Genomic DNA, 23731 nt, shown 5'->3' with positions numbered 1-23731 from the left:
CTTACTCATACTTCCAGATAGTCACTGTACCACAGCCCACCAAGAGGTAATCCTTCTTCAACAAGATTATTCAATAATACATTATCACTCGCTCGATGTATTCGCGAAAACCCATCATTGCCTTTTACCAGTATCCAAACTTCATTTGGCTTGAGTGCATCAACCAAATACGGCTGATGTGTTGTAACAAATACTTGCGATCCCCCTTTTTTACCAGTTGCATGTTCTCGAAATTCTTCAGCAAGTGTTTCAAGAAGCTTATGATATAAACCATTTTCAGGTTCTTCAATACAAATAAAGGGAGGTGGTGTAGGATTCTCCATAAGTAAAAGGTATGCAAAAACTTTGAGTGTACCATCCGACATTTTTTGTGCAAAAAATGGATCTTCAAAATTTTTATCATTGAATCGTAGCAATAATCTTCCATCTGCTGTTTTTATAGTGTCAATTTTTTCAATACCTGGAATTTTGTTTGCAATACGTTCTAAAATTTTTTTAAATTTTGGTTTGTGCTCTCTCTCCATGTATTGAACAACATTTCCAATATTGTCACCATGTATATTCAAATGTTTTTGCGGACCTGCCATTGGTAAACTACGTGCCGCATCAGGGGTAAAATAACTTAAATACCAATCTTCAATAAATTTTCTAAATTCAGAAATTCTTGGATGTTGTGTCAGTGAGCCCAAAGTCGCAATACCCAATTTCCTTTTGTCAGAAAGTTCAATTGACTCCGTTTCAGAACCTTCGATTTCATTTTGGTCTTCTTCTAATAATTTTAAAAGTGATTCAAATGATAAAGTACTGGAATCTTCAGTAATTAAACGTCCCCCCTGTTCCCCTTTCCATACAAATCCTTTTCCTTCAATTAAGAGTAAAAAGGAAAAAGGTCTTCCTGTTTTTTCTCCTTTTCGTCTTTGTCTTAAACGTTCATATTTGATATATGGTCTGAGTTCCTTGTCTAAATCAATTGCTAATTCATACGTAATAGGTCTTGCATTGGTTTCTTGTTTATAATAAATTTGAAATTCAATTGGCTCAGTACTACCTTGTGATCTTAGTTTTTCAAAACCACCTCTACCATTCATATCACATGATTCTTCAACACCGTATTTTAAACAATCCGAAAGGAATCCAAATACATCAAAAAGGGTACTTTTACCTACTCCATTTTTGCCAATAACAGCCGTTAAAGGAGTTAACGCTTCTGCATTTTGTGTATTCCAAAGTTTACCCATACTAATATTTTTTAGTGGGCCAAAGTTTTTTACACTAAATCCTTGAATACTAGCCATGTATATCCTTTTCAATCATTTTAAAATCCAAAGCTTATTCTTTAAAAGATTTTTTATACGTTTTTTTAACGACAAAAATAAAAATATTTCTAAACTTATACATATAATAGCAAAAAAATGATTTTTTTAGATTCCCGATCGAGTCGGGAACCTCTTCGAGATTCTTACGCCCTTTAGCTATGATACGAAGAATTAAAGGGTAATATTTTTAATGTCGGCAATCGAATAAATCTCTGCATAGATCATTCCGACCAACGCTTTACGGTTAGCACGGATGCTCAAATCCTCGGCATTAACCATAACATTGTCGAAGAAAGTATCAAGCGGAGCTTTGAGGGCGAAGAGAGCATCCAAACGCTCTTCGAGGGTTTCATACTCTGCATCCATAGCCGCTTTCGCCGATACGTAGAGATGGCGTTCGGCATCGTTTTCAAACAACGCTTCGTTGACGCTGAACCCTTTGTCCATCGCTTCGTCTTTGAGAATATTGCTGACCCGTTTAAAGGTGGAAAATGCTTCGACAAACGACTCAGAGGATGCGATGGTGTTGACGGCGCGGATTTTACGGTCGATTTCGAGAACATCGAGCTCTACGTGAGCATCTTTCGCCATAACCGATTGGATAATGGATGGATTAACACAGACATACGCTCCCGCTAGACGTTCGATGATAAACGTCTCAATGTTCTTTTTAAACTCTTTTCCTTGCGGATACAGGGACGATAGCTGATCGATCAGAGTAGAGAAATTGAGCGGGATTTGGTGTGCGACGGCGATTTTGATGATTCCGTTGACGGCACGGCGGAGGGCAAACGGATCACGTGAACCGGTCGGAATCTCACCGATGCTGAACATTCCGATCAAGGTATCGACTTTCATCGCCATCGCAACGATCGCGCTGAGCATCGTGTTTGGCAATGCACTCTCCTCCCCCGTCGGGAGATACTGCTCTTTAATCGCCGTCGCTACTTCGGCAGATTCCCCCAGAGCAAGGGCGTAGTAATATCCCATAAGTCCCTGAAGCTCAGTAAACTCATAGACCATCTCGCTCATCAAATCGGCTTTTGCCAACTCCATGGCCCGCTCCAAATGGTTAGGATTGATATTATCATATATCAAGTTTGCAATCGTCGAAGCGACCACATGCTCGCGCTTGATTTTATCGGCGAGAGTCCCCAATCCGTTCATAAAGACCACTTTCTCTAATCCGGTCGTGCTGAGCCCTTTTTTGAGGTCGTTACGGTAAAAGAACAGAGCATCGGAGAGACGCGGACGCAATACCCGCTGATTCCCTTCGATCACTTTGGTAAAATCTTCGCAAAGAGCATTGGAAACGACGACGAAAGCGTTGATCAGCTTACCCTCTTTAAAAACAGGGAAATAGCGTTGATGCTCTTTCATCGAGGTGATGATGACTTCGGGAGGCAATTCGAGAAAACTCTCATCGAAACTTCCCAACAGCGGTGTCGGATGTTCGGTAATCGCAACCACTTCGTCGAGAAGCTCTTCGTCGATCTCGATCGTAATACCGTTATCCTGTTCAAGTTTTGCAAAAGCATTCAAAATACTCTCGCGACGTTCTTGCGGATAGAGGGTAACCGCACCCTCTTTTAACAGCTCAAAATAATGGTGAATCGACTCGACTTTTTTGGCTTCAAAATGGCTGATACGGTGGACGTGGGTATGCGCGGATGAGCGGACGCCGTAGAGTTCGATATCGACGACGTCATTCTCCAACATCACATTTACCCATCGGATCGGGCGGATAAAGCTCTCATGCGATGAGCCCCAGCGCATCGATTTACCGAAGTTGAGACTTTTGATCCATTGAGGAATCATTTCGCCCAGAAGCTCTTCGGACGGTTTTCCGCTGAGAGTTTGCTGAAAATAGAGGACCTCTTTGCCCCCTTTTTGGGCACGCGAAATCTGATCGAATTCGACGCCGCATTTTTTTGCAAATCCGAGTGCAGCAGGGGTCGGTGTCCCCTCTTTGATCGCGATCTCGACGGGTGCGCCGTAGAACTCTTCGGTACGGTCATCCTGACGCGCTTTAAATTCGCGGTGCCACAGGACAAGGCGACGCGGCGTATAATAAAATTCAAATTCACATAGAAGCGCGTTTTTTTCCAAAACAGACGCCCATTTTTTTTCGATCTCTGCAAGTTCCTTAAGCAGCGGAACTGCGGGGAGTTCTTCGACACCGATTTCAATCAAAAGAGGTTTTAGCATAGTTCATCCATCATCATTTTTAAAATGCCGATTTTACCGCCACATTGGTTAAAAATCGCTGTTGCTTTGGAAAAAATTAATTCAGAGATAAAGTATCCTCTTTAGGTCTAGTTAAAAGTTTATCGATGTACAATGCCCCTATCAAACACCAAAAAAGGAATCAAAATGCCAACTATTAACCGTTACGTCGATATCAGCACTGTTGATCGCGAAGCCAAAAAAGATTATATTGACCGTCACTCACCGTTTATCCACTGCGCAAGCACGGCTAAAAAAGGGGAAAAATTTGCGGTTACCGTAAAGATGGGGAATGAATACTCTCATCCGGACGATTTCGACCACTTTATCGCAAACATCGCGTTGTACAACGGCGAAACGTTGCTTGCACGTGCCGATTTCATCCCGGGTACACTTGGAAATGAGAAAAACCATGCCGAAGTTACCTTCAACATCGTCCCTATGGGTAAAAAATTAACCCTCGTAGCACACGGCTACTGCACAAAACACGGTGTATGGGAATCTACCCCGGTAGAAGTTGCAGTAGAAGCTGAAGCAGAAACAGCTGAATAATCCGTATGCTCTTGATCCGGGAGCATAACCTGACGTTTCATTATTTTTTGTAGAAGGCGAATAGCCTTTTACAATCTTCTTCTCTTCTTGTTCATAATTCATATTATCTAAACAATACCAAGAATATTTAATCCCTTTTACACTAAAATAACCTTTAAAAATAGTTCACTATCAATTTTCAACAGGAAAATAAATGAGTAGATTTATAGGGTTAAGCCTATTGGTATGTAATATATTGGTATACGGCAGTGAAACACCTTATCGTGCCGATACCGCTGTTGAACCGGTTTCTCTGGCCAAACCGATAAGCGATACTCTTTCAAGATCGGATGACAACACCGTTTATGTCAAAAAAATTGTTATTTCCGGTAATGTACGCGTCGCAACCGCCGTTCTGCAAAAAACGGTTCAAGAGGATGAACAAAGGACATACACCTACGCCAAACTAGAAGATCTCCTCACTAAAATCAATTATAAGTACAAAAGCTTGGGATTTGAAAAAGCCAGAGCCGTTATTCTCGAACAAGAGATTAAAAATGCCACCCTTAACATTTATATCACTACCGATCAAGAGCTTGCGATCAATCCCATTAGACTTCTCCTTCCCAAAAAACCGGTGTTAAAGAGCAGTACAGAGAGCACCGTTTCCCGTGAAAGTTCCGTGGCGCTCATCGTACCGAAAAATGAAATTAAACCGCTTCCCCTCTCAAAAACAGAGCCGCAAGCTCTTAAAACCGAACCGATTACGATCGGTTCACTTCTTAATGAGCAAACTCCGCAAACACAAAAAATAGATGGAGTTCCTCGTGATGCATCGCCGGCTACCAAGAGTGTGAAACCACAGGTAAAACCGACCTACACGAATTATAAAATCGAAAAACCGGTTGTTCCGATGATTCCGATTGAGCAAACAAGCATAGAGCTATCGAAACCGATCAGCGAGAATATTTTGCAGGAAAGTGCAAGCGAAGCTATCCCTTCTGCCGAGAAAAATGAGGAGAGCAGCTTTTCGATTGACAATGTACTGCTCTTTGCTACCAATGCCCTTTTACTCGTCCTTTCGATCGGTTTTGTTTTTTGATTACCGATCATACTACAAATAAAAACAGATAGATACTGCACCCCATGATTGACGTCAATGTCATGGCGGCAAAGATCCATTTTCCCAACCGACGATGTTTATCCATCCCTGATCTGCCAAGCTGCTTATAGGTACGGTACGAGGTTATGATCAGATAGATCCACCCTCCGACCGACATCAAAGCGATAAAAATATGGACCGCCAGAAACAGAAGGAGAAAATCATAGGAAATTGGGGAAATTTTAACGTATTCAACAAACCCGCCGCTAATCCGTACTCCAAGTTCAAAAATAATCACCATTATAATGGTTAATCCCAAAATTGCCATTTGCGAACGGTAATGAAGGGCAATTTTTCCGATAACCGCCTGACGTATCGATAAACCTAATAAAATAGGAAGAATCGCGAAATAAAGAGTCACCAAATCCATAAAAAATAGGGCACGCGTCCCAAGAAATCCTGCTTCAGAAAACATAAAAAGCTCCTTTGCGCAATTATACCCAACGAAATACTTTTAAAAGATGGTACAATCATTCCATTAAATATCCGACTAAAGAGAATGGCATGAGCGAAGATATAGAATTTGACACTATCACAGCTATTCATGATCGCACAATGGCTATGATGCGAGCATTAAAAATCCCGCCTTATCCGAAACACTATAAAAAATATTTTGACGAGATTGCGGACATTAAAGATGAATCTCCCACTTCATCCGAGAATGTGAAACACGATTTAGTCAATGAAACCCATTGTACCGAATGTAAATATCTTACGATCGCCAATCGCTCCGTCATGAGTTTTATCGAGACCCATGCCGATATTTCCCATGTTGCCCGTCTACAGGAAAATTACCTCAAGCAGGCGAGTAAAAATCCGGCAGAGCAGTGCAGCGGACTCGTCGACGGTCTCACCCATTTAAGCAGTGATATGTCCGATGAACTTAAAAGAGCACAGCACAAAATCGATGAACTCACTGCCGAACTTCAAAAAGCCGTTATAGAAACCGTTACCGACCCCCTTACTCAGGTAACCAATCGAAAAGGGCTCATTCAAGATCTCGATAGCATCACGGATGCGGGACGTACGAAACAGCTTCCCGTCGTGTTACTCATGATCGATGCCGATAATTTTAAAGCGCTCAACGATACCCACGGTCATATTGCAGGTGATAAAGTCCTCTACTATATGGCACACAGCATTAAATCCATTATCCGTTCAGGAGACAAGGTGTATCGCTACGGCGGTGAAGAGTTTGTGGTCGTTTTATCACGCTGTGAATACAATCAGGCCTTTAGTATCGCCGATAAAATCCGTGCCAAAATTGAACACAGCCATCTCATCTATTCGGGTAAATCGATTCAAATGACGGTGAGCATCGGAGCTACGATTCACCATCTCAATGATACGGTTGATGCCTTTATTGCCCGTGCCGATGATGCCCTTTACCGTGCAAAACAAGAGGGGAAAAACAAAACGATTTTAGTAGAGTGAATACTTCATTCTACTCTATTTAACACATTTTAAATACACTTATGTCAGAATAAACAAATTATACAAATAAAGTGATAATGTGAAATATTTAACGTACATACTCCCTTTTTCTCTAGTATTCACTTTAAATGGTTCAGAAGCCCCTATCCTGACGTCTTTAAACGATGATATCGTTCAGACGGCATTGTTAGCAAGTCAGGCGAATCAAAATGTTGATTATCAGCCGTTTATCCTCTCTATTTTACGGAGTGATGAACTCTCCAAGCTGGGAATAAAGACTTTGGGAGAAGCCCTTACCCTTATCCCCGGTGTTGATATGGCTACCAATACGATGAATAATCGTAGCCCGATTTTTCGCGGTTCAAACCCTAATGCCTACGGCCAGTCGACCATCGCAATTGACGGATTTGTCGTTAACGATTCCCTTTTCAGTAATTACAACAGCTATCTTGATCTGCCGATTGAGCTGATTGAACGACTCGAAGTGGTCCGGGGTTCGGGCAGTTTCATCGAAGGGGTGAACGGATATGCCGGAACCATCAATGTCATTACCCATGCCCATCACGACCCTCTGAGCAAAGAGAACGGCACTTTGTTTAGCTGGGCCGGTAGCGAAGGGGCTTTGGGATTAGGAGGATGGAGCCGATATCAGGAAAAAGGGTGGAAGCTTTCTTTGGATGCATTTACCCAGCGTCACGAGAAGGAGACCCCGATCAGCGTTACCGATGCGATCGGACGTAGCGGATATGGGCAATTAGGGATGGACCAAAGCGGTTTTGGGATCGCTTATGAAAACGGCGGATTCGAATTACGCGGGCGATACAACGATTATCAAACCGGAAGTGCGTTCGGAAATCTCAATATTCTTCCCAATCCGGAAGGTAAACTCCAGCAGCCGTCTTGGTATATTCAGGGCAAATATACCCTTCCCCTATCACAGCAGATGCGTCTCATTTTCAAAACCTCGATCATGCAAAACAGCTGGATCAGTGATAGCCGCCCTCTTCCGCCGGGATTTATCTATGGCGGTGTTACTTTGAAGGAGGGATATTGGGCCTCTTTAATGGTGAAAAATCGCCGCATCAGCGGAGGCGGCTCCTTTAATTACGACGGTTTTGAAGCGCATCGGATCACGGCCGGAGTTGAATCGACGTGGGATGAAGCCGTTGACATGTACTCCCGAACGACCGATAAAGATACGGGAATCGGTATGGTCGATTATTCGGGTACCCCCCGTGCCTTTATCAATGCAGACAATGCGAAACGTCAAATCACGAACCTTTACCTCTCCGATACAATCACGCTAAACGATGCAACAGCCGTTGCTTTGACACTCGGAACCATGCGTACCTCCGATATTCAATCGCACATCTACGGGCGTGCCGCAATCGTCTATCAACCGACACGGAGCGATATTTTCAAATTAATGGTGGCCTGCGACAACCGTTATCCCTCTTTTCAGGAGATGTACCTCGCCCCTAGCCCCTATGGGACCGGAAATCCGGATCTTCTCTATGAACGGGTCCATTCGATCGAAACACAATATCTCCGAATATTGGGCCCACATCTGACGTCGGGGCTCAATATTTTTTATATGGACAACGCTCAACAGATTGTTCGGGATCACACCGGGCAGTTCCAAAACTTCGGAAAGAGTATTATCCACGGAGCGGAAGCGGAGCTTCACGGCAAGCTCACCCAAGAAGACAACCTGATCCTTTCCTACAGCTACATCCATGGTGAAGCACATGATCTTAGCGGAGTCGAAAGCCATCTCCCCCATACCGCCTCCCATCTGGTTAAAGCAGCGTATAGCTATGATCTTGGCGAAGAGTGGAGCGCAGGTACCGTTTTGCATTACGTCGGCAGTAAAAAACGTTATCATGATATACGTGAGCCGCTCGATTCCTATACGACGATAGATGCCTCTTTAGGATGGAATATGGATACCCGCACCGGGTGGTATCTACAAGGTGTTATTAAAAACATCGGCAATACGGTTGTACGGTACCCCTCTCCGTCCGCAACCTATAAAGATGACTATCCGATTGCAAATCGTACCGTTTGGATACGTGCGGGATGGAAATTTTGATCCGTTATTTCGTATTCCTAAGCTTTCTCCTCTGTATCGCCAAAGGGGAAGATGTACTTCTGGTAAACACCTACGTCCGAATGATCCCTAAAATCATGGTGCTGGACACTCAAGCAGCGCTCCACAATCCGGCCAACAAAACTATTCTGGCGGTTGTTTATGAAGATAAAAACAAAAATAGTGCTAAAAAAATTGCGGAAGAGATCAATGGTTATTACGGCGGGAGAATAGGTAATCTCAGCTTTAGTGCCGTAGCTCTCCCCGTAGAGGAGCTCATTAACCGCCATGATATTGCGTTTGCCTACCTGACCCAGATGGGTAAATACTCCATTTCCCAAATTTCGGCATGGGGTATTTCTAACAGTGTCCCTACCTTTTCGTATGACCCGAAAGATCTTGACAACGGAATTTTAGGTTCTATTGCGATTGAACGGACAACCGTGATTTATCTTAACAAAAATGTCTTAAAATTGTCAAAAATCCGTTTCAACGAAACCTTATTTCAAATTGCGAGGCTTATTGAATGATTTTTTTGGATAAAACCCGCCTTTCAACAAAAATAATTTCGACATTCTCTGTCGTTACCATTGTTATTTTTACAACCATTACCCTGGTAACGTTCCACATCGTCCGTGATTTGACCCTAAACTCCCAAGAAGAAAAAGCCTCCCTCCTTATCGATGCGGTGAAATCATCGGTTGCTATCTCCCTTTTTCTGGGTATTAACGATATGGGAGAGAAGATTTCATCCATTACCCGGATGAAAGAGATAATCGCTTTGAAAATAATCGATAACGAAGGGAGAGTTGTTCTGAATTACCGTCAAGAAGAGAGTTCTTTCCCTTATGAATCGATACAAATATCCAAAAAAATTTTGGAACCCTCAACCTTCAAACCGATTGGCTCCATCCTTCTCACCTATTCGGGAGAAGAGTTTACAAAAACGATGAACCGTTTTTATACCCTCTACTTATGGCTCTCATTCGGTACGGTCATTGTGTTTTGGCTGATGCTCCTATGGATCAACCGTCTTTTGCTCCCGATTAAAATCATCGCAAGAAAAGTAAGAAATTTTAAACCCGGCGAATACATCCGTTTTGATTTCCCCTCCACCCAATCGGAATTTACCCAAATTATTCATGCTTTTGAAACCATGCAAAACAGTGTTGCGGAGTATTCAGAAAAATTACAATCGATTAATACCAATTTACAACGCGAAGTGAGTGAAAAAACACTCGAAGCAACACGGCAGCTCTATAATGACAATTTAACAGGATTGCCAAACCGTTTTAAACTCCAACAAGATCTCTCCCAAATGCCCCGAAGCACGGTTGCCATCCTTAACATTGATGATTTCAAAGAGATCAACGATTTTTTCGGGATAGATGCCGGCGATTGGCTCCTTAGCCAAATCGGAAGATGGCTTCAAGAGATGAAGCTCTCCCCTTACCGTATCGGCGGAGACGAGTTTGCTTTTCGCCTTCGAGAAGGAAACTCACCCGAACAATTCCGCCACGATATGGAAAGACTCATCTCTTTGCTAAGCGAAAAACTTTTTCTCATTTCAGAAGAGACGGTTCACGTTCGGGTCACGGTTGGTCTGGCCATTAACAGTGAAAAGCCTCTGATTCACGCCGATGTCGCGCTCAATCAGGCTAGAGCGCTCAAAAAACCTTTTAAGGCTTATGACCATACTGAAGGGGTTGAAGCCCAATATCAAACCAATATAGCTATGTCTGCACGTATTCGCCAGGCATTAGTCGAGCACCGGATTGTTTGCCAATATCAACCGATTGTATCGTGTAAAAGTGGTAAAATCGAAAAATATGAGACGTTGGTCCGTATCCGAAACGAAGACGGCACCCTGATCGGCCCTTATGAATTTTTATCGATTGCCCAAAAAACAAAACTCTATCATCATATTACCCAAGAAGTTGTGTATCAGGCATGCACCCTTTTTGCAACGCGGCATGAACAATTTTCGATCAACCTTTCCGGCAGCGACATTCTGGACAACGGCACCATCACTACCATCGAAAATATTCTCCGGCAAACCGGTACCGCTGAACGTGTTATTTTTGAAATACTTGAATCCGAAGGGATCGAAAACTTTGAAAAAGTAGAACTCTTTATTACCCGTATGAAAGCGATGGGGGCCAAAATAGCGATCGACGATTTCGGAACAGGATATTCAAACTTTGAAAATATTCTCAAGCTCAATGTTGATATCCTCAAAATTGACGGTTCCCTTATCAAATCGATCGATCAAAATGCGCGTCATCGTATTGTGGTTGAAGCGATTGTTGATTTTGCCAATCGTATCGGTGTCGACACCGTCGCAGAGTTTGTAGCGTCCGAAGAAATATTACAAAATATAACCGATTTGGGCATCACCTATGCGCAAGGTTTTCATACCGGAAAACCGCAATTTCTGGACCCGACATTTTTCTAAAGGCACCGATGTTACGCGCTTTCCGGGTATAGCCCGGAAAGTGGCAGGGACTAAAGTCCCTACAACCCCCTAAAGCTTCCCGTATCTTTCGGATACGGGAGATTATGAAGTACCTGTTAAGGTAGGGTATACAAGGTCAGTTTTTATTCTTATAACGGTAAAATTTTTAATGGTATCCGTGTTATAATTCCGAAATTTTTTACAAGGGCTGACCATGCTAACCGATCGCGTCAATACACTCTCCGAATCGATTACCATCGCTATTACCACACTCGCGCAAGAGTTAAAAGCACAAGGGAAAAATATCCTGAGTTTTTCTGCGGGTGAACCTGATTTTGATACACCTCAAGTCATTAAAGATGCAGCCGTCTCGGCCATTAATTCAGGTTTTACCAAATATACCGCCGTTGACGGTATTCCTGATCTTAAAGCAGCCATTGCCCTCAAACTTAAGCGAGACAACGGATTGGAATACAAGCCCAATCAAATCATTGCCAGTAACGGGGCGAAACACTCTCTTTACAATCTTTTTGCCGCAACCATTCAGGCGGGCGATGAAGTCATTATTCCGGCCCCTTACTGGGTAACCTATCCCGAACTTGTTCAGTACTGCGGAGGAAGCGTTATCGAGATCATGACCGATGATGCCAGTGGATTTAAAATCACCCCCGAACAGCTCAAAAATGCGATTACACCTCATACTAAAATGGTGATTCTCACCTCTCCGTCCAACCCGACAGGTGCCGTTTATTCGCATGATGAACTTGTTGCCCTCGGCAAAGTGCTTGAGGGGACAAGCATCATCGTTGCCAGCGATGAAATGTATGAAAAACTGATTTACGACGGAGAATTTGCCTCAGCGGCAGCCGTAAGTGACGATATGTTTCAGCGTACCGTCACCATCAATGGGCTGAGCAAATCGGTTGCAATGACCGGCTGGCGTTTCGGCTACATGGCGGCAGCCAACACCGAGCTCATTCAGGCGACCAAAAAACTACAGAGCCAAAGTACCTCCAATATCAACAGTATTACCCAAAAAGCGGCCATTGCAGGTCTCAACGGTGCGGCAGATGCTGATATCGAAGCCATGCGTATCGCTTTCAAAGCGCGGCGTGACGAAGCGGTCAAACTCTTTAATGAGATCGACGGCCTCTCCGTCCTCTCTCCCGCAGGGGCCTTTTATCTGTTTGTCAACATTAAAGCCGTCAGTAACGATTCTATGGAATTTTGTAAAGGACTTTTAGAGGATCAGGGTGTAGCCGTCGTTCCCGGTGTCGGATTTGGAAGCGAGGGGTATTTTCGCTTCAGTTTCGCAACCGATATCGAAAGCATCCGCGAAGGAATCAAACGAATTGCCGCTTTCGTCGCGTCAAGCCGCCACCCATAACGGATTCCGAAAACTCTCCCCTCGCCGGGGGGAAGGCAAAAAAGGTGCAAACAGCATCTTTTTGCCTCTTGGCTATTGCTTATTTAATCGATTTTAATGTTTCTACCAACTCGTCAATATTGCCCATCGGAATATGAACTTTCCACTCCGGATTTTTAGCATCTCCCGAAAGCGAAATGCCGATACTGGCAACACTATCGCTCCCTGCCCCATAAGGCTCATCCACTTTGCTGACACTAATCAACCCTTTTTTTGTACCGTACAAAGGGATCTCTTTTATAACCGTTGCTTCATGACTCATACTCTCTCCTGTTTGGGTATATTCTATTAAAGAAAGAGTTTAACGAAAGCTATCTTAAAAAATTATTCTGAATCTTTTGCTTTAGTGTTGCCGCTGTAGATGTACGCGTACATTTTGCGGTAATACTTCTCATTACGGGTACGATCGGTTGCGCTGAAGTGATGATAACGCCCCAATGTCTCCCAAGAATAACCAAAACTCTTAACCAGCTTGGTTAAAATAGCATTGGCCTGCTCCCGCGAACTCGAATCATCAAAATATTCGCTCAGTATAGGGTTGGGATGGTATTTGTAATTGATCTGATAGGGACCCAAATCCAAATTGGTAATACCGCCGTTAATAAGTGCCTGCGACTGCATGCTGCATTCATCAACAGAAGCACAGCGGATAATATGCCCTTCAACCGCAAAACCGGCCGACTGAGCACGCTGAGCATCTTCCATAGCATTGATCCGTATCACGTTCGGATTGCATTTCCCATGCTCTATTAAGCACTCGCAATGCTTTATCGCATCCAATACAATATCAGGCATACGAATATCAATAGGATCACCTTCATTCGCCAATAACGCGCCGGCAAGTGTACAGGTTAGTACTCCTATTTTCATTCCTGCCCCCAATATCAAGATTGTATCATTTTAGCAATTTTTGCTTGAAGCTTCAGCCACATTTTATGTTCCATCAAAGGGAATCCCCCGTAGACTCCCCCTTTGTTGATACTTTTTGTAACACCTGCACGGGCTGCCAATGTTGTGAACGGGGCTACCGTTAGATGTCCGGCAGTCGCACTTTGCCCTCCCATCACCACATTGCGTCCTAACGTTGTTGAACCGGCAACTCCCGATTGAGATACCATAATAGAGTATTCACCGATAATACAATTGTGTCCGATTTGGACCAGATTGTCGATTTTTACCCCTCTTTTTATGTGAGTTGAGCCAAATACGGCACAGTCTACCGTTGTATTCGCCCCGATTTCGACATCGTCTTCGATAATAACATTTCCATTCTGATACAGCTTAACATGCTCTCCCGTCTTCGTATGCGCATAACCGAATCCGTCACTTCCGATAACGCTGCCGGCATGGATAATAACGTTGTCGCCGATTATACAGTCCCGATAAATGACGACATTGGGATAGAGGGTAACATTGCTGCCGATTTTAACATTGGTACCGATATAGACGCCACTCATCAACGTCGTATTGTTGCCGATTACCGAACCGTTTTCAATGTGCGCGGTTGGATAGATAACAACATTACTTCCAATGGCGGGGGGAGTTTGTTCGTCGTTAATCGGCTTGGCAAAATAACGGGAGAGTTTAGCCACACTCAAATAAGGCTCTTCTGAACTCAAAGCAATGACCCCATCCGGCAGAAGAGGTGCTTTCGAGGCCGGTAGAATGACGGCAGATGCCTGAGTAAGCGCCAACTCTTTTTCGTATTTGCTATCCGATAAAAAAGAGATCTCCCCTCTTTTTGCCTCTTTCAGAGTATTCATGGAGACAATGTCAATATCGGTATTGCTGCATTCCGCACCGATCAGCAGTGCTATATCATAAAGTGTCATACAACCCCTTAGCGTTCAAGTGCTACAGAACCGCTGCGTACGATCTCTTTAGGATGGAACCGTTTAATCGCTTCCAAAAAATGGGTAACCCGCATCGGTTCATCGGCTACCATGGCAATCAACGTATCGCTTCCGACATTAACAATCCGACCGTTATACGCATGAGCGAGCGCTTCAATGTCACTCAGCGACTCACTCATGGGAATTTTAACCATAGCCATCTCTTTTTCAACCAGATCGGCATGTTCATAGACTTTCAAGACCGGAATCAGCTTGTGCAGTTGCTTTGTAATCTGCTCAATCACCCGAACTGAACCTGCGGTTACAATCGTAATACGGGAGTATTTTGAATCGGGAATCGGAGCTACGGTCAACGATTCGATATTGTAACCACGCCCTGAAAAAAGGCCTGAAATACGGGACAATACACTTGCCTCATTCATAACGATAACGGAAATAACGCGACGTTCCTGATCCATTATTTCTCCTTATACTCTAACATCATATTAAAGAGTGAACCGCCTGCCGGTACCATCGGCAATACGTTCTCGAAACGGTTGACGGCAACATCGATAATCGCGACAACATTTTTCTCGATCGCATCTTTCAAGGCGGCATCGAACTCTTCTTTGGTGCTTACCCGATAACCGACACCGCCGAAACTCTCTGCCAGTTTTACAAAATCAGGCTGCATCGAGAGGTCTGTAGAGGAGTGGCGCTTGTCGTAAAACATTGTCTGCCACTGCCGAACCATTCCCAAAAAGTTGTTATTCAAGATGACGTTGATGACCGGAAGTCTATACTCCACCGCCGTCATCAGCTCCTGAATGTTCATCAATATGGAACCGTCTCCTGTAACATTTATACTGATACGCTCCCTATCGGCACGCTTAACGCCAAGGGCTGCCGGGAAACCGAATCCCATTGTCCCGAGTCCGCCGGAACTGATCCATTGGCGAGGCCGGGTAAAGGGATAAAACTGTGCGCTCCACATCTGATGCTGTCCGACATCGGTGGATATATTGGCCTTGTCCCCTAATAACTGTCCGATCCGTTCAATAACCCATTGCGGTTTCAACCGATCCCCCTCTTCTTTGTAGGCAAGGGGGTGAAGTTTATTAAAATTTGCAATCGTCGCCAGCCATGATTCGTAACGTGCCGGATTGATTTGCTCTTTAGCCAGAGGAATCATCGCTTCAACGACATTCTTTACGTCGCCGACAATCGGAAAATGGGCATTGACCAGCTTGGAGATACTTGCAGGATCGATATCAACGTGAATAATCTGCGCATTTTTGGCAAATTCGGAGAGCTTTCCCGTTACACGGTCATCAAAGCGTGCACCCAGTGCGATTACCATGTCCGTTTCCGACATAGCCATATTTGCGGCATATGAGCCGTGCATCCCCAACATTGATATCAAAAGCGGGTCGTCGTATCGCAATGTCCCCCGTGCCATAAAGGTCTCTACGGCAGGTATTTGGGTTAAATGACACAATTCGCGTACCGACTCAGCGGCATTCGCGTTAATAACCCCTCCCCCCAAATAAAAGAGTGGACGCTTGGCATTTGCTATGGCCTCGATCGCTTTTTTAATCTGACGTGCGTTCCCTTTGACTGTCGGCTTATACGTCTCCAATTCGACCTCTTTCGAGTAATCGAATGTCGCGATTTGTGCCGTGACATCCTTGGGAATATCGACATGGATAGGGCCGGGACGTCCGGTACGGGCCAGATAAAATGCCTCTTTTAGGACACGCGGGAGATCAGCCGCATCGGTGACCAGATAGTTGTGCTTGGTACACGGTCGGCTGATCCCTACCGCATCGATCTCCTGAAACGCATCGGTACCGATCAGCGACATCGGTACCTGACCACTAATCACCACAAGAGGGATGGAATCCATATAGGCATCTGCCAAACCGGTCACGGCATTGGTAAAACCGGGACCGGATGTGATCATGGCCACCCCGACTCGGCCGGAAGCTTTTGAATACCCCTCTGCCGCATGAATGGCAGCTTGTTCATGACGAGTCAAAATATGCTGAAAAGAGCGCTGTTTGTAAATCTCATCATAGACGTTCATGATCGCACCGCCGGGATAGCCGAATACTACTTCGACCTCTTCGGCGATAAGTGCTTCGATTACCATCTGTGCACCGCTGATTTGCATCTCGTCTCCTTTATACTGTTGAATTTAAATACAAAAAAAGGGAAAACCCTTTCGTTAAATGGCAGCCGCTTGGACTGTTAAAACGTCTCTGTGGTGGAACAGAAAATTTTTTACGTGAATATAACTAACTGATGTCACCCATTTTCCGCTCATAGCCCGTAAAATGGCAGGGACTAAAGTCCCTACAACCCCCTAAAGCTACCCGTATCTTTCGGATGCGCGAGATTAACTTCCCTTGACGCACTTGCTAGGGCAAGATGCGTAAGGTCAGTAACTAAAAAAAATTATGAAATTATAAATGAATTAAGCTATAAATTACGTTAAATTGTAAACATAGGCGCGCTCTCCCCCCCTTCAATACCAAATAAAAGGGGAACATTGTACAATCTCACCATTCAACATTAAATATCAGGAAAATACCATGAAACATGTCCTCCTCCTAAACCTTCACCAAAAATATGAAGGTTTTGCCAACGGCAATTTGACAAAAACTCTTCTGAATGAAGCAAAAATATTTTTCGAAGCTCGCGGATACGAAATTCGTGAAACCGTCGTTGATGAGGGGTATAACGTTGCCGAAGAGCTCGAAAAGTTCAAATGGGCTGACCTTTTTTTCGTTCAATCGCCTGTATACTGGATGGGTTTGCCGTGGTTGGCAAAAAAATATATGGATGAAGTCTTTTCCGGCGGCAACGGGAGCGTTACCTTTATCAATGACGGCCGAAGCAGAGATGACAAATCCAAAAAATACGGAAGCGGCGGGCTGATGAACGGAAAAAAATACATGCTTAGCTTTACCTATAATTGCCCGACGAGTGAATTCAATAACTTAAACGGTTTTTTTGAAGGGATGAGTATCGACCAAGCAAATATTGCACTGCATAAAACATTCCAATTTTGCGGAGTCCACCCCCTTAAAAGCTATTCCGTTCATGATGTCTATAAATCTGATTTCAAGATAGACGATGCACTTCATACACTTAATCGGACGCTAAAAGAGAACTTTCCGGAGTAGACCCCCTCCGTTATATTAAAATTTTTGATCTAATTTATTTTATTTATTTTGAGTCCTTATAGTAATATTGTGTTGCTATAATATTCCGAAGAAAGATTTTTCTATTTTTTGACGGATGAAGGAGTTTCTAATGGCTGCAACAGCATGGCTTTCACAAAAACTCGGTGACGGTAGAATCTTATGTGAGGCGTGCAGCCAAGCCTGCACCCTTAAAGAGGGTGAATACGGCCTGTGTGCTATTCGACAAGTTGAAAATGGAGAGCTGACACTCTTAACCTACGGTCTTGCCGCCGCAGTCAATATCGATACCATCGAGAAACAGCGGTTGTTCCATTTTATGCCCGAATCACGGGTACTCTCAATCGGAACAATCGGATGCAATTTATCGTGCAGTTTTTGCGAAAATCATGATCTTTCGCAGTACCCGAAAGAAAATAATCATACAATTGACGGACGGGCCCTTTCTCCGCAGCAAATTGTCGATCTCGCTTTAAAATACGATTGTGAAGTGATCGCCTACACGTATAATGAACCGTCGACCTATCTGGAATACTGTTTTGATACCGCCAAGCTGGCCCGTGAAGCGGGGCTGAAAAATATTTATGTCACAAGCGGATATGAGACCAAAAAAGCGATTGATACGATTACCCCTTTGATCGATGCCATGGTCATTGATCTGAAAGCCTACAGCGATTCGTTTTACCGCAATATCTGCGGCGGATCCCTCCAGCCCGTCCTTGATACGATTCAATATGCGCATAATAAAGGGATCTGGATAGAGTTGACTACTCCGTTGATCCCGGGACATAATGATGCGGATGAAGAGATTCGCGCAATTTCAGATTTTTTGGCTCGTCTGGATACCGCTATACCGTGGCACATTATTCCGTTTCGTCCCATGTATAAAATGAACGATCTTCCGCCGACCTCCACGGAAAAACTCCAAAGAGCTTTTGATATCGGCAAAGAGAGCGGATTGGAACATATCTATATAGGTACCTCCTGCCCCGATATCCTTCATTCGACCCACTGTCACGGTTGCTAAACATCGAAAAAGCAAACAAAAAAATCCTCTCCTTTTAGAGGAGAGCTTTTTGATCAGCTTAGCGGTGATTGTTCACGGTCGGTGGAATATGGCTGCTGCTCGCCTGCAACGCAAGCGCTTCGGGATGGGATCGGTAATGGTCCCGAACCTTCTTGGCCAAAGCCCTTTTAACCGTATCATCTACAAGGACCGCTTTACCCTCCGGCAAGACCTCAATAATACTCTGAAGAAGATGGTTCTGAACGGTATGGAGTTTTCCGACCCACGATTGGAGAAGTTCTTTATCGACATGAGAAGGGATTGAACCTAAAATTCCGATATCGTTCTGATTATGAATCAGTAATCCCGATGTCGTCCCGCGATCAAGTGTCAGGACCTGTAAAAGATAGAGGGTATGATATTCCAATTGCTGCTGACGATCCCGCTCGCTGATCACTGAGCGGGAGGCTATCGCTTCACGGATAATATCGATGTAGATTCGGATCACCGCTTCACCGAATGATCGGGCAAACTTCATATCGCCGTCATTATCGCCGCTGTTGTAATTTTCAAGGTAAAAATGGGAAACTCCCCGATGGCGCCCCAATGCGGGGATGAAGAAATAACGATCCCCTTCGGCGCTCCCCTGCTCATAGTGTTCCGCTGCCGCTTCACGAAGCGCTTTAGTAAACCGCTCTTTATCGGAAACATCGAAATTGCTGGGGTTTAGGTCGGCCATGATCCGCCAGTACCCTTTGCCATCTCGCATTTCAGTCCAGCTGATGTGCATATGCATCGAAGGGACGAGGGGGTTAAGCGGATGAATAATGGTCGAGACGGCCGTCGCTGAAGAGAGTTTTTTCATCGTATCATCATCATAATGAACTTGGGAATAATTGACCGAAGCACGGTTAAAAAGGGTCGTATCGGTCGCAATGTATCGAATACCGCCGCCATGAGACCCCTCATCACGGAACCATTCAACGGGTTGAAATTTTTGCCGATTTCCAAGCGTTTCGCTGATATCGTCCAGATTTCGGACAAAAAAAGCCTGCAACCCTTCGATCATCTCGGCTGCCTTTAGCGCATGCAAAGATCGCGCTGCTATTCGTTTCATCATAATTATCACTTTTTTAATTTTGACGAATTATACACTGATGTTATGCACTTTTCGGGCAAGGCCCGGAAAGTGGCGGGGACAATTTTTCCCCTGCACCCCCCTGAAGCTTCCCGCATCTTTCGGATGCGGGAGAGATAAGCGATCTGATGTTATGCACTTTCCCGGCAAAGCCCGGAAAGTGGCGGGGACAATTTGTCCCCTGCACCCCCCTGAAGCTTCCCGCATCTGTCAAATGCGGGAGATTATACCGTCTATCTTTAACTGTACATATGCATTTTGTCATCTTGTACTTGATACGGGATCCATTTTTTGCATTGGATTTTGTGTCGTAGCACGGAATGACGAGAGTACCCCTAGTTAATAAAGTAAGGTTTTAATCTCTAAACGTCCATTACCCTTTTGTCGCCGTTACCAAAAAAATCGGATACTCTTTTTCCCCTTTTTTCACAACGCAGGCGGTATGAAAGCGTATGTTTTCAAATCCTGCATCTTTCATTATCTGACGCAACGGTTCTCTTTCAAATCCGAAATAATGGACCCCCTCATTGCCGTGCGAATGAAATGTCCCGTCCTCTTTTTCCAGATCCGCAATCGCCATAAATCCGTCCGATTTTAAATGGGCATAAAATGTCTCAAAAAGCTTCCGGGTATTCTCAACGTGATGCATGGCCATCGAGCTGACGATGCCGTTAAACCTCCTCTCAAGAGGGTGTTCAAGCATATCGTGCAACAGTGGTTCAACAAACAGTTCCGGGGTGTTTTTATCCTCGATCTGCTTTAGCATATTGGCAGATAAATCGATTCCGGTGACGTGTCGTACCATTGGGGCAATTTTAAAGGCAAGGAGCCCCGTCCCCGTACCAAAATCGAGAATATTCATTGAATTTAACAATGCGATACGACTCACAATGGTCTGAAAAACCGCCTGTGATGTTTTGACGCATCTCCCCTTTGTCCCATTCTTCGGCGGCTTTATTAAAATGGTCACTCATTTTATCCCTTTTTCTTTTTGTAAATACTCTAATTCGACAATGGTCCGCACCCTCTTTTTGTACCATCCATAACCATTTTACGGCTTTTTGACCTACCGTAAAACCTTATGCACCCCAATATGTGCTATACTTTAAATTAAAAAGGCCTTTTTGTGTATCAGACCCTTCTTCTTATCGCCTTAATTTTCATTACGGGATGTGCTCCCAAACCGACTCCCCAAGCGGAGGGGCATTGTCTAAGCGCTGCCCAACTCAACAGCTACAGTTATGAGGAGCTCTCTCACGTTGCACAGCTTTTGCGTGCCGATAGCCGTAATGTGGATGATTTTAACACATTTATCGTTGCAACGAAAGGGAGTGTCAACGATTATGCCAATATTATTAAATCGAGTGTGTATTTGACCAACGTTGTCCGTTTTTTGCCGATCCCCTATGCAGGAGAAGTTTCCAACGTGACAAAACTTGTATCGGGAACCGTTTTGCATTTGAACAGCGCTGCCGTAGCCCTCGATCGGTACAAAAAAAGCAACGCGGCGTTTCTTTCAGCGTTTGAGAAACTCAACGGTGCAACCGCTACTCCGGCAGAGTTGAACAAACTTGCCCTTTTTGCCGACACAACGTTGATGAAAGATGCACGCGAACTCCATACAGCGTTGCAGAAAATATCCGCATCCACCGCTCTCATTGCGGCAACAGCACAAACCATCAGCAATGCGATGGAGACGACGAGCGGATATTTCAATCAGGCAAAATCACTCGTAGGGATAACGCAAGAGGCAAACGACAAAGTACAGCTTACAACCAGTCACGATACCTTGAACGGGCGTCTCGCACTCCTCAACCAAAAAATCGTTGCGTTGGAAAACAGTGCCGATACCTATCAGCGAAATATTTCAAAAGCACGTACCTTTACCGAATTGGCAATCCAAATCGATCTTCCCCGCTAATTTTTGCTGCATCTCCCCCTCTTCCAAGAGGGGGTGCTCTGCTGCCGTCTCCTAAAGAGATGAAAGCACCCTCATCTAGAGATTCAGCAAAAGGCTCCCCGCCCCTTTGACTGCCGTACCAAGCGGTATTTTAATCCCCTCTTTCATATGATCGGCAAAGATACGGTTGAGCCAGATACGGTTGGTTTCAACTTTTTGCAAAACGAGATACTCTTTTTTTTCGACGGTCGCCGTTTGATAATGGCCGATAGCGACGGAAAGTTTTTGGGTCTCCCCCTGTGGAAACAGATTAAAATTAATCGTCCTTTTCGCCGTGTCAATCGTAACGTTTTCAACGGTTCCGTACCCTTGGGTATTGAAATAAAGCGATACGGCTGACGTTAAAAGTTTAGAGCGAATTGAGTCCAGTGTCGAGAGTTCTTCGGCCCCGGCTACCGACATAAAAGTAAAAATGATTCCGATACCCCATCGTCTCATTTATCTCCCTTTTTTTTCCGATTATACCATGACTACCCCTTTTCAACCGCGCATCGCAAAATATCAACCCCGTATTTATCCCGTAATCGGGTCAGCGAATCGGAAAGTTTTCGCGATTTTGCGTCCACATTTGCTTCCAGCAGCGAAAATGTTTTTGGCTTGGAGAGCGATACGAAGTTGGATGCCGAGAGCGCTATATGATGGATTCCATACGAAGGAAGAGTATCGATCGTACCCAGCATATCCATCACCACTTCTCGTAGCAGTGTCTCGCTGAAAGGGCGATCCACCGTTCGGGAAACCGAAGATTTGACACCCCCCTCATAACGTATTTTTAAAAAATAGGTTGTGGGCATCACGGAGAGCTTCATAATCGTGTAAGAAAGATGGCGTGAAAGGATAATCATCCGTCTTTTTATCTCTTCACGCTCCCTGATCAGATGAAAATTACGTGATATACCGATGGATTGCCGATCATGATGGGGATTGACCGCTTCCTTGTCTGTCCCTGTTATTTTACGAAGAAGTTCCTCTCCTACTCTTCCCCAGCTGTGCAGCAGATCTCTGGAACGGACAACGTCCCCCAACGTTTTGATCCTGTACCCCTCAAGACGCCGGGCAAGGACCTTCCCGATTCCGGGAAAATCGTGAATCGGCAGGGGCGATACGAAGGGGAGAATCTCCTCTGCGGGGACAAGGGTAATGCCATAGGGTTTATTAAAATCGGTCGCGAGTTTGGCAATCCATTTAGAGGTAGATGCACCGATCGACAAAGGGAGATCAAATGTTTCCAATATCTCTTTTTGGAGGGAACGGATAAACGGATAGGTCTCATCGTCGTCGATCCAGCCGTTTAGATCACCCCAAAATTCATCAATGCTGTATTGCTCCAAGATGGGAATTTTGGTTTGAAGGAATTCCCGAAGACGCCCCGACAGAAGCTGATAAAACAGATGATCACCCGGTACCACACACAGATTCGGACACATTTTCAAGGCGTCCGACAACATCGTCCCCGTTTTGATGCCGTAGGGTTTGCACTCATAGCTTTTGGCGATCACAATCCCATGGATTCGTCCCTGTTCGTCCATAAACTCTTTTTTCCATCCGAAACGCTCAAAGCCGTTCCACGCTCTTTCATGCTGGAAGAGTCCGTTAAATGCCCCGACACGTTCGGTCATAACCCTTTTTTGATCGTCGGACGAAAAAATTGCACGATCACCGCTTTTACACACGACTACCGGTTTCCCTTTCAAAAAAGGGGTACGTGTCCGTTCTGCGGAGACAAAATAACAATCCAAATCCAGATGTATAATCATTCTTTGCATCTCCTTCGTAAATAAGGAAGTATAGAGCAATGTGAAAATTCACCGCTGCAATATGACAGAAAGCCACATTTGCCCTCTCCGGCTCACGATTAATGGGCTTCATACCGTCGAGATGATATAATTCTTCAAGAGAGACGGGTAGAAATTTTAGATAAAATGACCGTAGACTGAGAGAATGGGGAGA

At 44.5% G+C, this 23731-nt stretch carries 22 protein-coding genes; 10 read left to right on the top strand and 12 right to left on the bottom strand.

From position 1 onward, the window contains the following. Positions 1–5 precede the first annotated feature (5 nt). Positions 6–1295 carry an AAA family ATPase gene (locus M0P91_RS07075; RefSeq protein ID WP_295066063.1) on the bottom strand — a complete coding sequence of 430 codons (1290 nt, stop codon included), beginning with the start codon at positions 1293–1295 and terminating at the stop codon, positions 6–8. Positions 1296–1487: 192 nt separating this feature from the next. After that, positions 1488–3524, bottom strand: a complete 2037-nt coding sequence (glyS, locus tag M0P91_RS07070; protein WP_295066062.1) for a glycine--tRNA ligase subunit beta — start codon at positions 3522–3524, stop codon at positions 1488–1490. Positions 3525–3689: 165 nt separating this feature from the next. Here glyS and M0P91_RS07065 point away from each other — a divergent pair, with 165 nt between their 5' ends. Further along, a complete protein-coding gene (locus M0P91_RS07065) occupies positions 3690–4094 on the top strand; it encodes a class II SORL domain-containing protein (RefSeq protein WP_295066061.1) in 405 nt (134 codons plus the stop codon). A gap of 193 nt (positions 4095–4287) precedes the next feature. After that, complete coding sequence (locus tag M0P91_RS07060; protein ID WP_295066060.1) at positions 4288–5175, top strand: POTRA domain-containing protein; 888 nt, start codon at positions 4288–4290, stop codon at positions 5173–5175. A 7-nt stretch (positions 5176–5182) separates the two neighbouring features. On the opposite strand, the gene M0P91_RS07055 is transcribed toward M0P91_RS07060, so the two are convergent. Continuing rightward, positions 5183–5650 (bottom strand): DUF420 domain-containing protein, encoded by a 468-nt coding sequence (locus tag M0P91_RS07055; protein WP_295066059.1) that lies wholly within the window; start codon positions 5648–5650, stop codon positions 5183–5185. 89 nt (positions 5651–5739) lie between these two features. Between M0P91_RS07055 and M0P91_RS07050 the strand changes: the two genes are divergently transcribed. The 5 genes from M0P91_RS07050 to M0P91_RS07030 all read left to right on the top strand — a co-directional run bounded on the left by M0P91_RS07050 (position 5740) and on the right by M0P91_RS07030 (position 12600). Next, the gene (locus tag M0P91_RS07050; protein WP_295066058.1) at positions 5740–6669 is read left to right on the top strand and encodes a GGDEF domain-containing protein; all 930 of its coding nucleotides are present in this window, start codon (positions 5740–5742) and stop codon (positions 6667–6669) included. A 79-nt stretch (positions 6670–6748) separates the two neighbouring features. Then, on the top strand, positions 6749–8761 hold the full coding sequence (locus M0P91_RS07045; protein ID WP_295066057.1) for a TonB-dependent receptor plug domain-containing protein: 2013 nt from the start codon (positions 6749–6751) through the stop codon (positions 8759–8761). Beyond that, positions 8749–9288 carry a hypothetical protein gene (locus M0P91_RS07040; RefSeq protein WP_295066056.1) on the top strand — a complete coding sequence of 180 codons (540 nt, stop codon included), beginning with the start codon at positions 8749–8751 and terminating at the stop codon, positions 9286–9288. The genes M0P91_RS07045 and M0P91_RS07040 overlap by 13 nt, the downstream gene beginning before the upstream one ends. Next, the gene (locus M0P91_RS07035) at positions 9285–11213 is read left to right on the top strand and encodes a bifunctional diguanylate cyclase/phosphodiesterase (RefSeq protein WP_295066055.1); all 1929 of its coding nucleotides are present in this window, start codon (positions 9285–9287) and stop codon (positions 11211–11213) included. The genes M0P91_RS07040 and M0P91_RS07035 overlap by 4 nt, the downstream gene beginning before the upstream one ends. Positions 11214–11427: 214 nt before the next feature. Continuing rightward, the gene (locus M0P91_RS07030) at positions 11428–12600 is read left to right on the top strand and encodes a pyridoxal phosphate-dependent aminotransferase (protein ID WP_295066054.1); all 1173 of its coding nucleotides are present in this window, start codon (positions 11428–11430) and stop codon (positions 12598–12600) included. A 79-nt stretch (positions 12601–12679) separates the two neighbouring features. Here the strand turns inward: M0P91_RS07030 and M0P91_RS07025 are convergent, their stop codons facing one another. From M0P91_RS07025 to M0P91_RS07005, 5 genes are all read right to left on the bottom strand, one after another. Continuing rightward, the gene (locus tag M0P91_RS07025) at positions 12680–12901 is read right to left on the bottom strand and encodes a hypothetical protein (RefSeq protein WP_295066053.1); all 222 of its coding nucleotides are present in this window, start codon (positions 12899–12901) and stop codon (positions 12680–12682) included. A 62-nt stretch (positions 12902–12963) separates the two neighbouring features. Further along, on the bottom strand, positions 12964–13509 hold the full coding sequence (locus M0P91_RS07020) for a hypothetical protein (protein ID WP_295066052.1): 546 nt from the start codon (positions 13507–13509) through the stop codon (positions 12964–12966). A 14-nt stretch (positions 13510–13523) separates the two neighbouring features. Beyond that, a complete protein-coding gene (gene lpxD / locus M0P91_RS07015) occupies positions 13524–14471 on the bottom strand; it encodes a UDP-3-O-(3-hydroxymyristoyl)glucosamine N-acyltransferase (RefSeq protein ID WP_295066051.1) in 948 nt (315 codons plus the stop codon). A gap of 8 nt (positions 14472–14479) precedes the next feature. Continuing rightward, positions 14480–14950, bottom strand: a complete 471-nt coding sequence (gene ilvN / locus M0P91_RS07010; RefSeq protein WP_295066049.1) for an acetolactate synthase small subunit — start codon at positions 14948–14950, stop codon at positions 14480–14482. Further along, positions 14950–16644 (bottom strand): acetolactate synthase large subunit, encoded by a 1695-nt coding sequence (locus tag M0P91_RS07005; protein WP_295066047.1) that lies wholly within the window; start codon positions 16642–16644, stop codon positions 14950–14952. The genes ilvN and M0P91_RS07005 overlap by 1 nt, the downstream gene beginning before the upstream one ends. Before the next feature lie 421 nt (positions 16645–17065). Between M0P91_RS07005 and M0P91_RS07000 the strand changes: the two genes are divergently transcribed. Both M0P91_RS07000 and amrS read left to right on the top strand, forming a co-directional pair. Then, positions 17066–17659 carry an NAD(P)H-dependent oxidoreductase gene (locus M0P91_RS07000; protein WP_295066045.1) on the top strand — a complete coding sequence of 198 codons (594 nt, stop codon included), beginning with the start codon at positions 17066–17068 and terminating at the stop codon, positions 17657–17659. Between the two features lie 130 nt (positions 17660–17789). After that, complete coding sequence (gene amrS / locus M0P91_RS06995; protein ID WP_295066043.1) at positions 17790–18704, top strand: AmmeMemoRadiSam system radical SAM enzyme; 915 nt, start codon at positions 17790–17792, stop codon at positions 18702–18704. Between the two features lie 58 nt (positions 18705–18762). On the opposite strand, the gene M0P91_RS06990 is transcribed toward amrS, so the two are convergent. Further along, the gene (locus tag M0P91_RS06990; protein WP_295066041.1) at positions 18763–19800 is read right to left on the bottom strand and encodes a coproporphyrinogen III oxidase; all 1038 of its coding nucleotides are present in this window, start codon (positions 19798–19800) and stop codon (positions 18763–18765) included. Between the two features lie 394 nt (positions 19801–20194). Continuing rightward, complete coding sequence (locus tag M0P91_RS06985) at positions 20195–20791, bottom strand: class I SAM-dependent methyltransferase (protein ID WP_295066039.1); 597 nt, start codon at positions 20789–20791, stop codon at positions 20195–20197. Between the two features lie 156 nt (positions 20792–20947). Here M0P91_RS06985 and M0P91_RS06980 point away from each other — a divergent pair, with 156 nt between their 5' ends. Further along, complete coding sequence (locus M0P91_RS06980) at positions 20948–21742, top strand: hypothetical protein (protein ID WP_295066037.1); 795 nt, start codon at positions 20948–20950, stop codon at positions 21740–21742. Positions 21743–21817: 75 nt separating this feature from the next. Here M0P91_RS06980 and M0P91_RS06975 read toward each other — a convergent pair whose 3' ends face one another. Further along, on the bottom strand, positions 21818–22219 hold the full coding sequence (locus tag M0P91_RS06975; protein WP_295066035.1) for a hypothetical protein: 402 nt from the start codon (positions 22217–22219) through the stop codon (positions 21818–21820). Between the two features lie 32 nt (positions 22220–22251). Continuing rightward, positions 22252–23547 carry a DNA polymerase IV gene (locus tag M0P91_RS06970; protein WP_295066033.1) on the bottom strand — a complete coding sequence of 432 codons (1296 nt, stop codon included), beginning with the start codon at positions 23545–23547 and terminating at the stop codon, positions 22252–22254. Positions 23548–23731 lie beyond the last annotated feature (184 nt).

It is taken from the genome of Sulfuricurvum sp., from assembly GCF_023229695.1.
Taxonomy (GTDB): Bacteria; Campylobacterota; Campylobacteria; order Campylobacterales; family Sulfurimonadaceae; genus Sulfuricurvum.
Note: the sequence above shows the minus strand (reverse complement) of the source record. Positions and strands in the feature narration are given on the sequence as shown.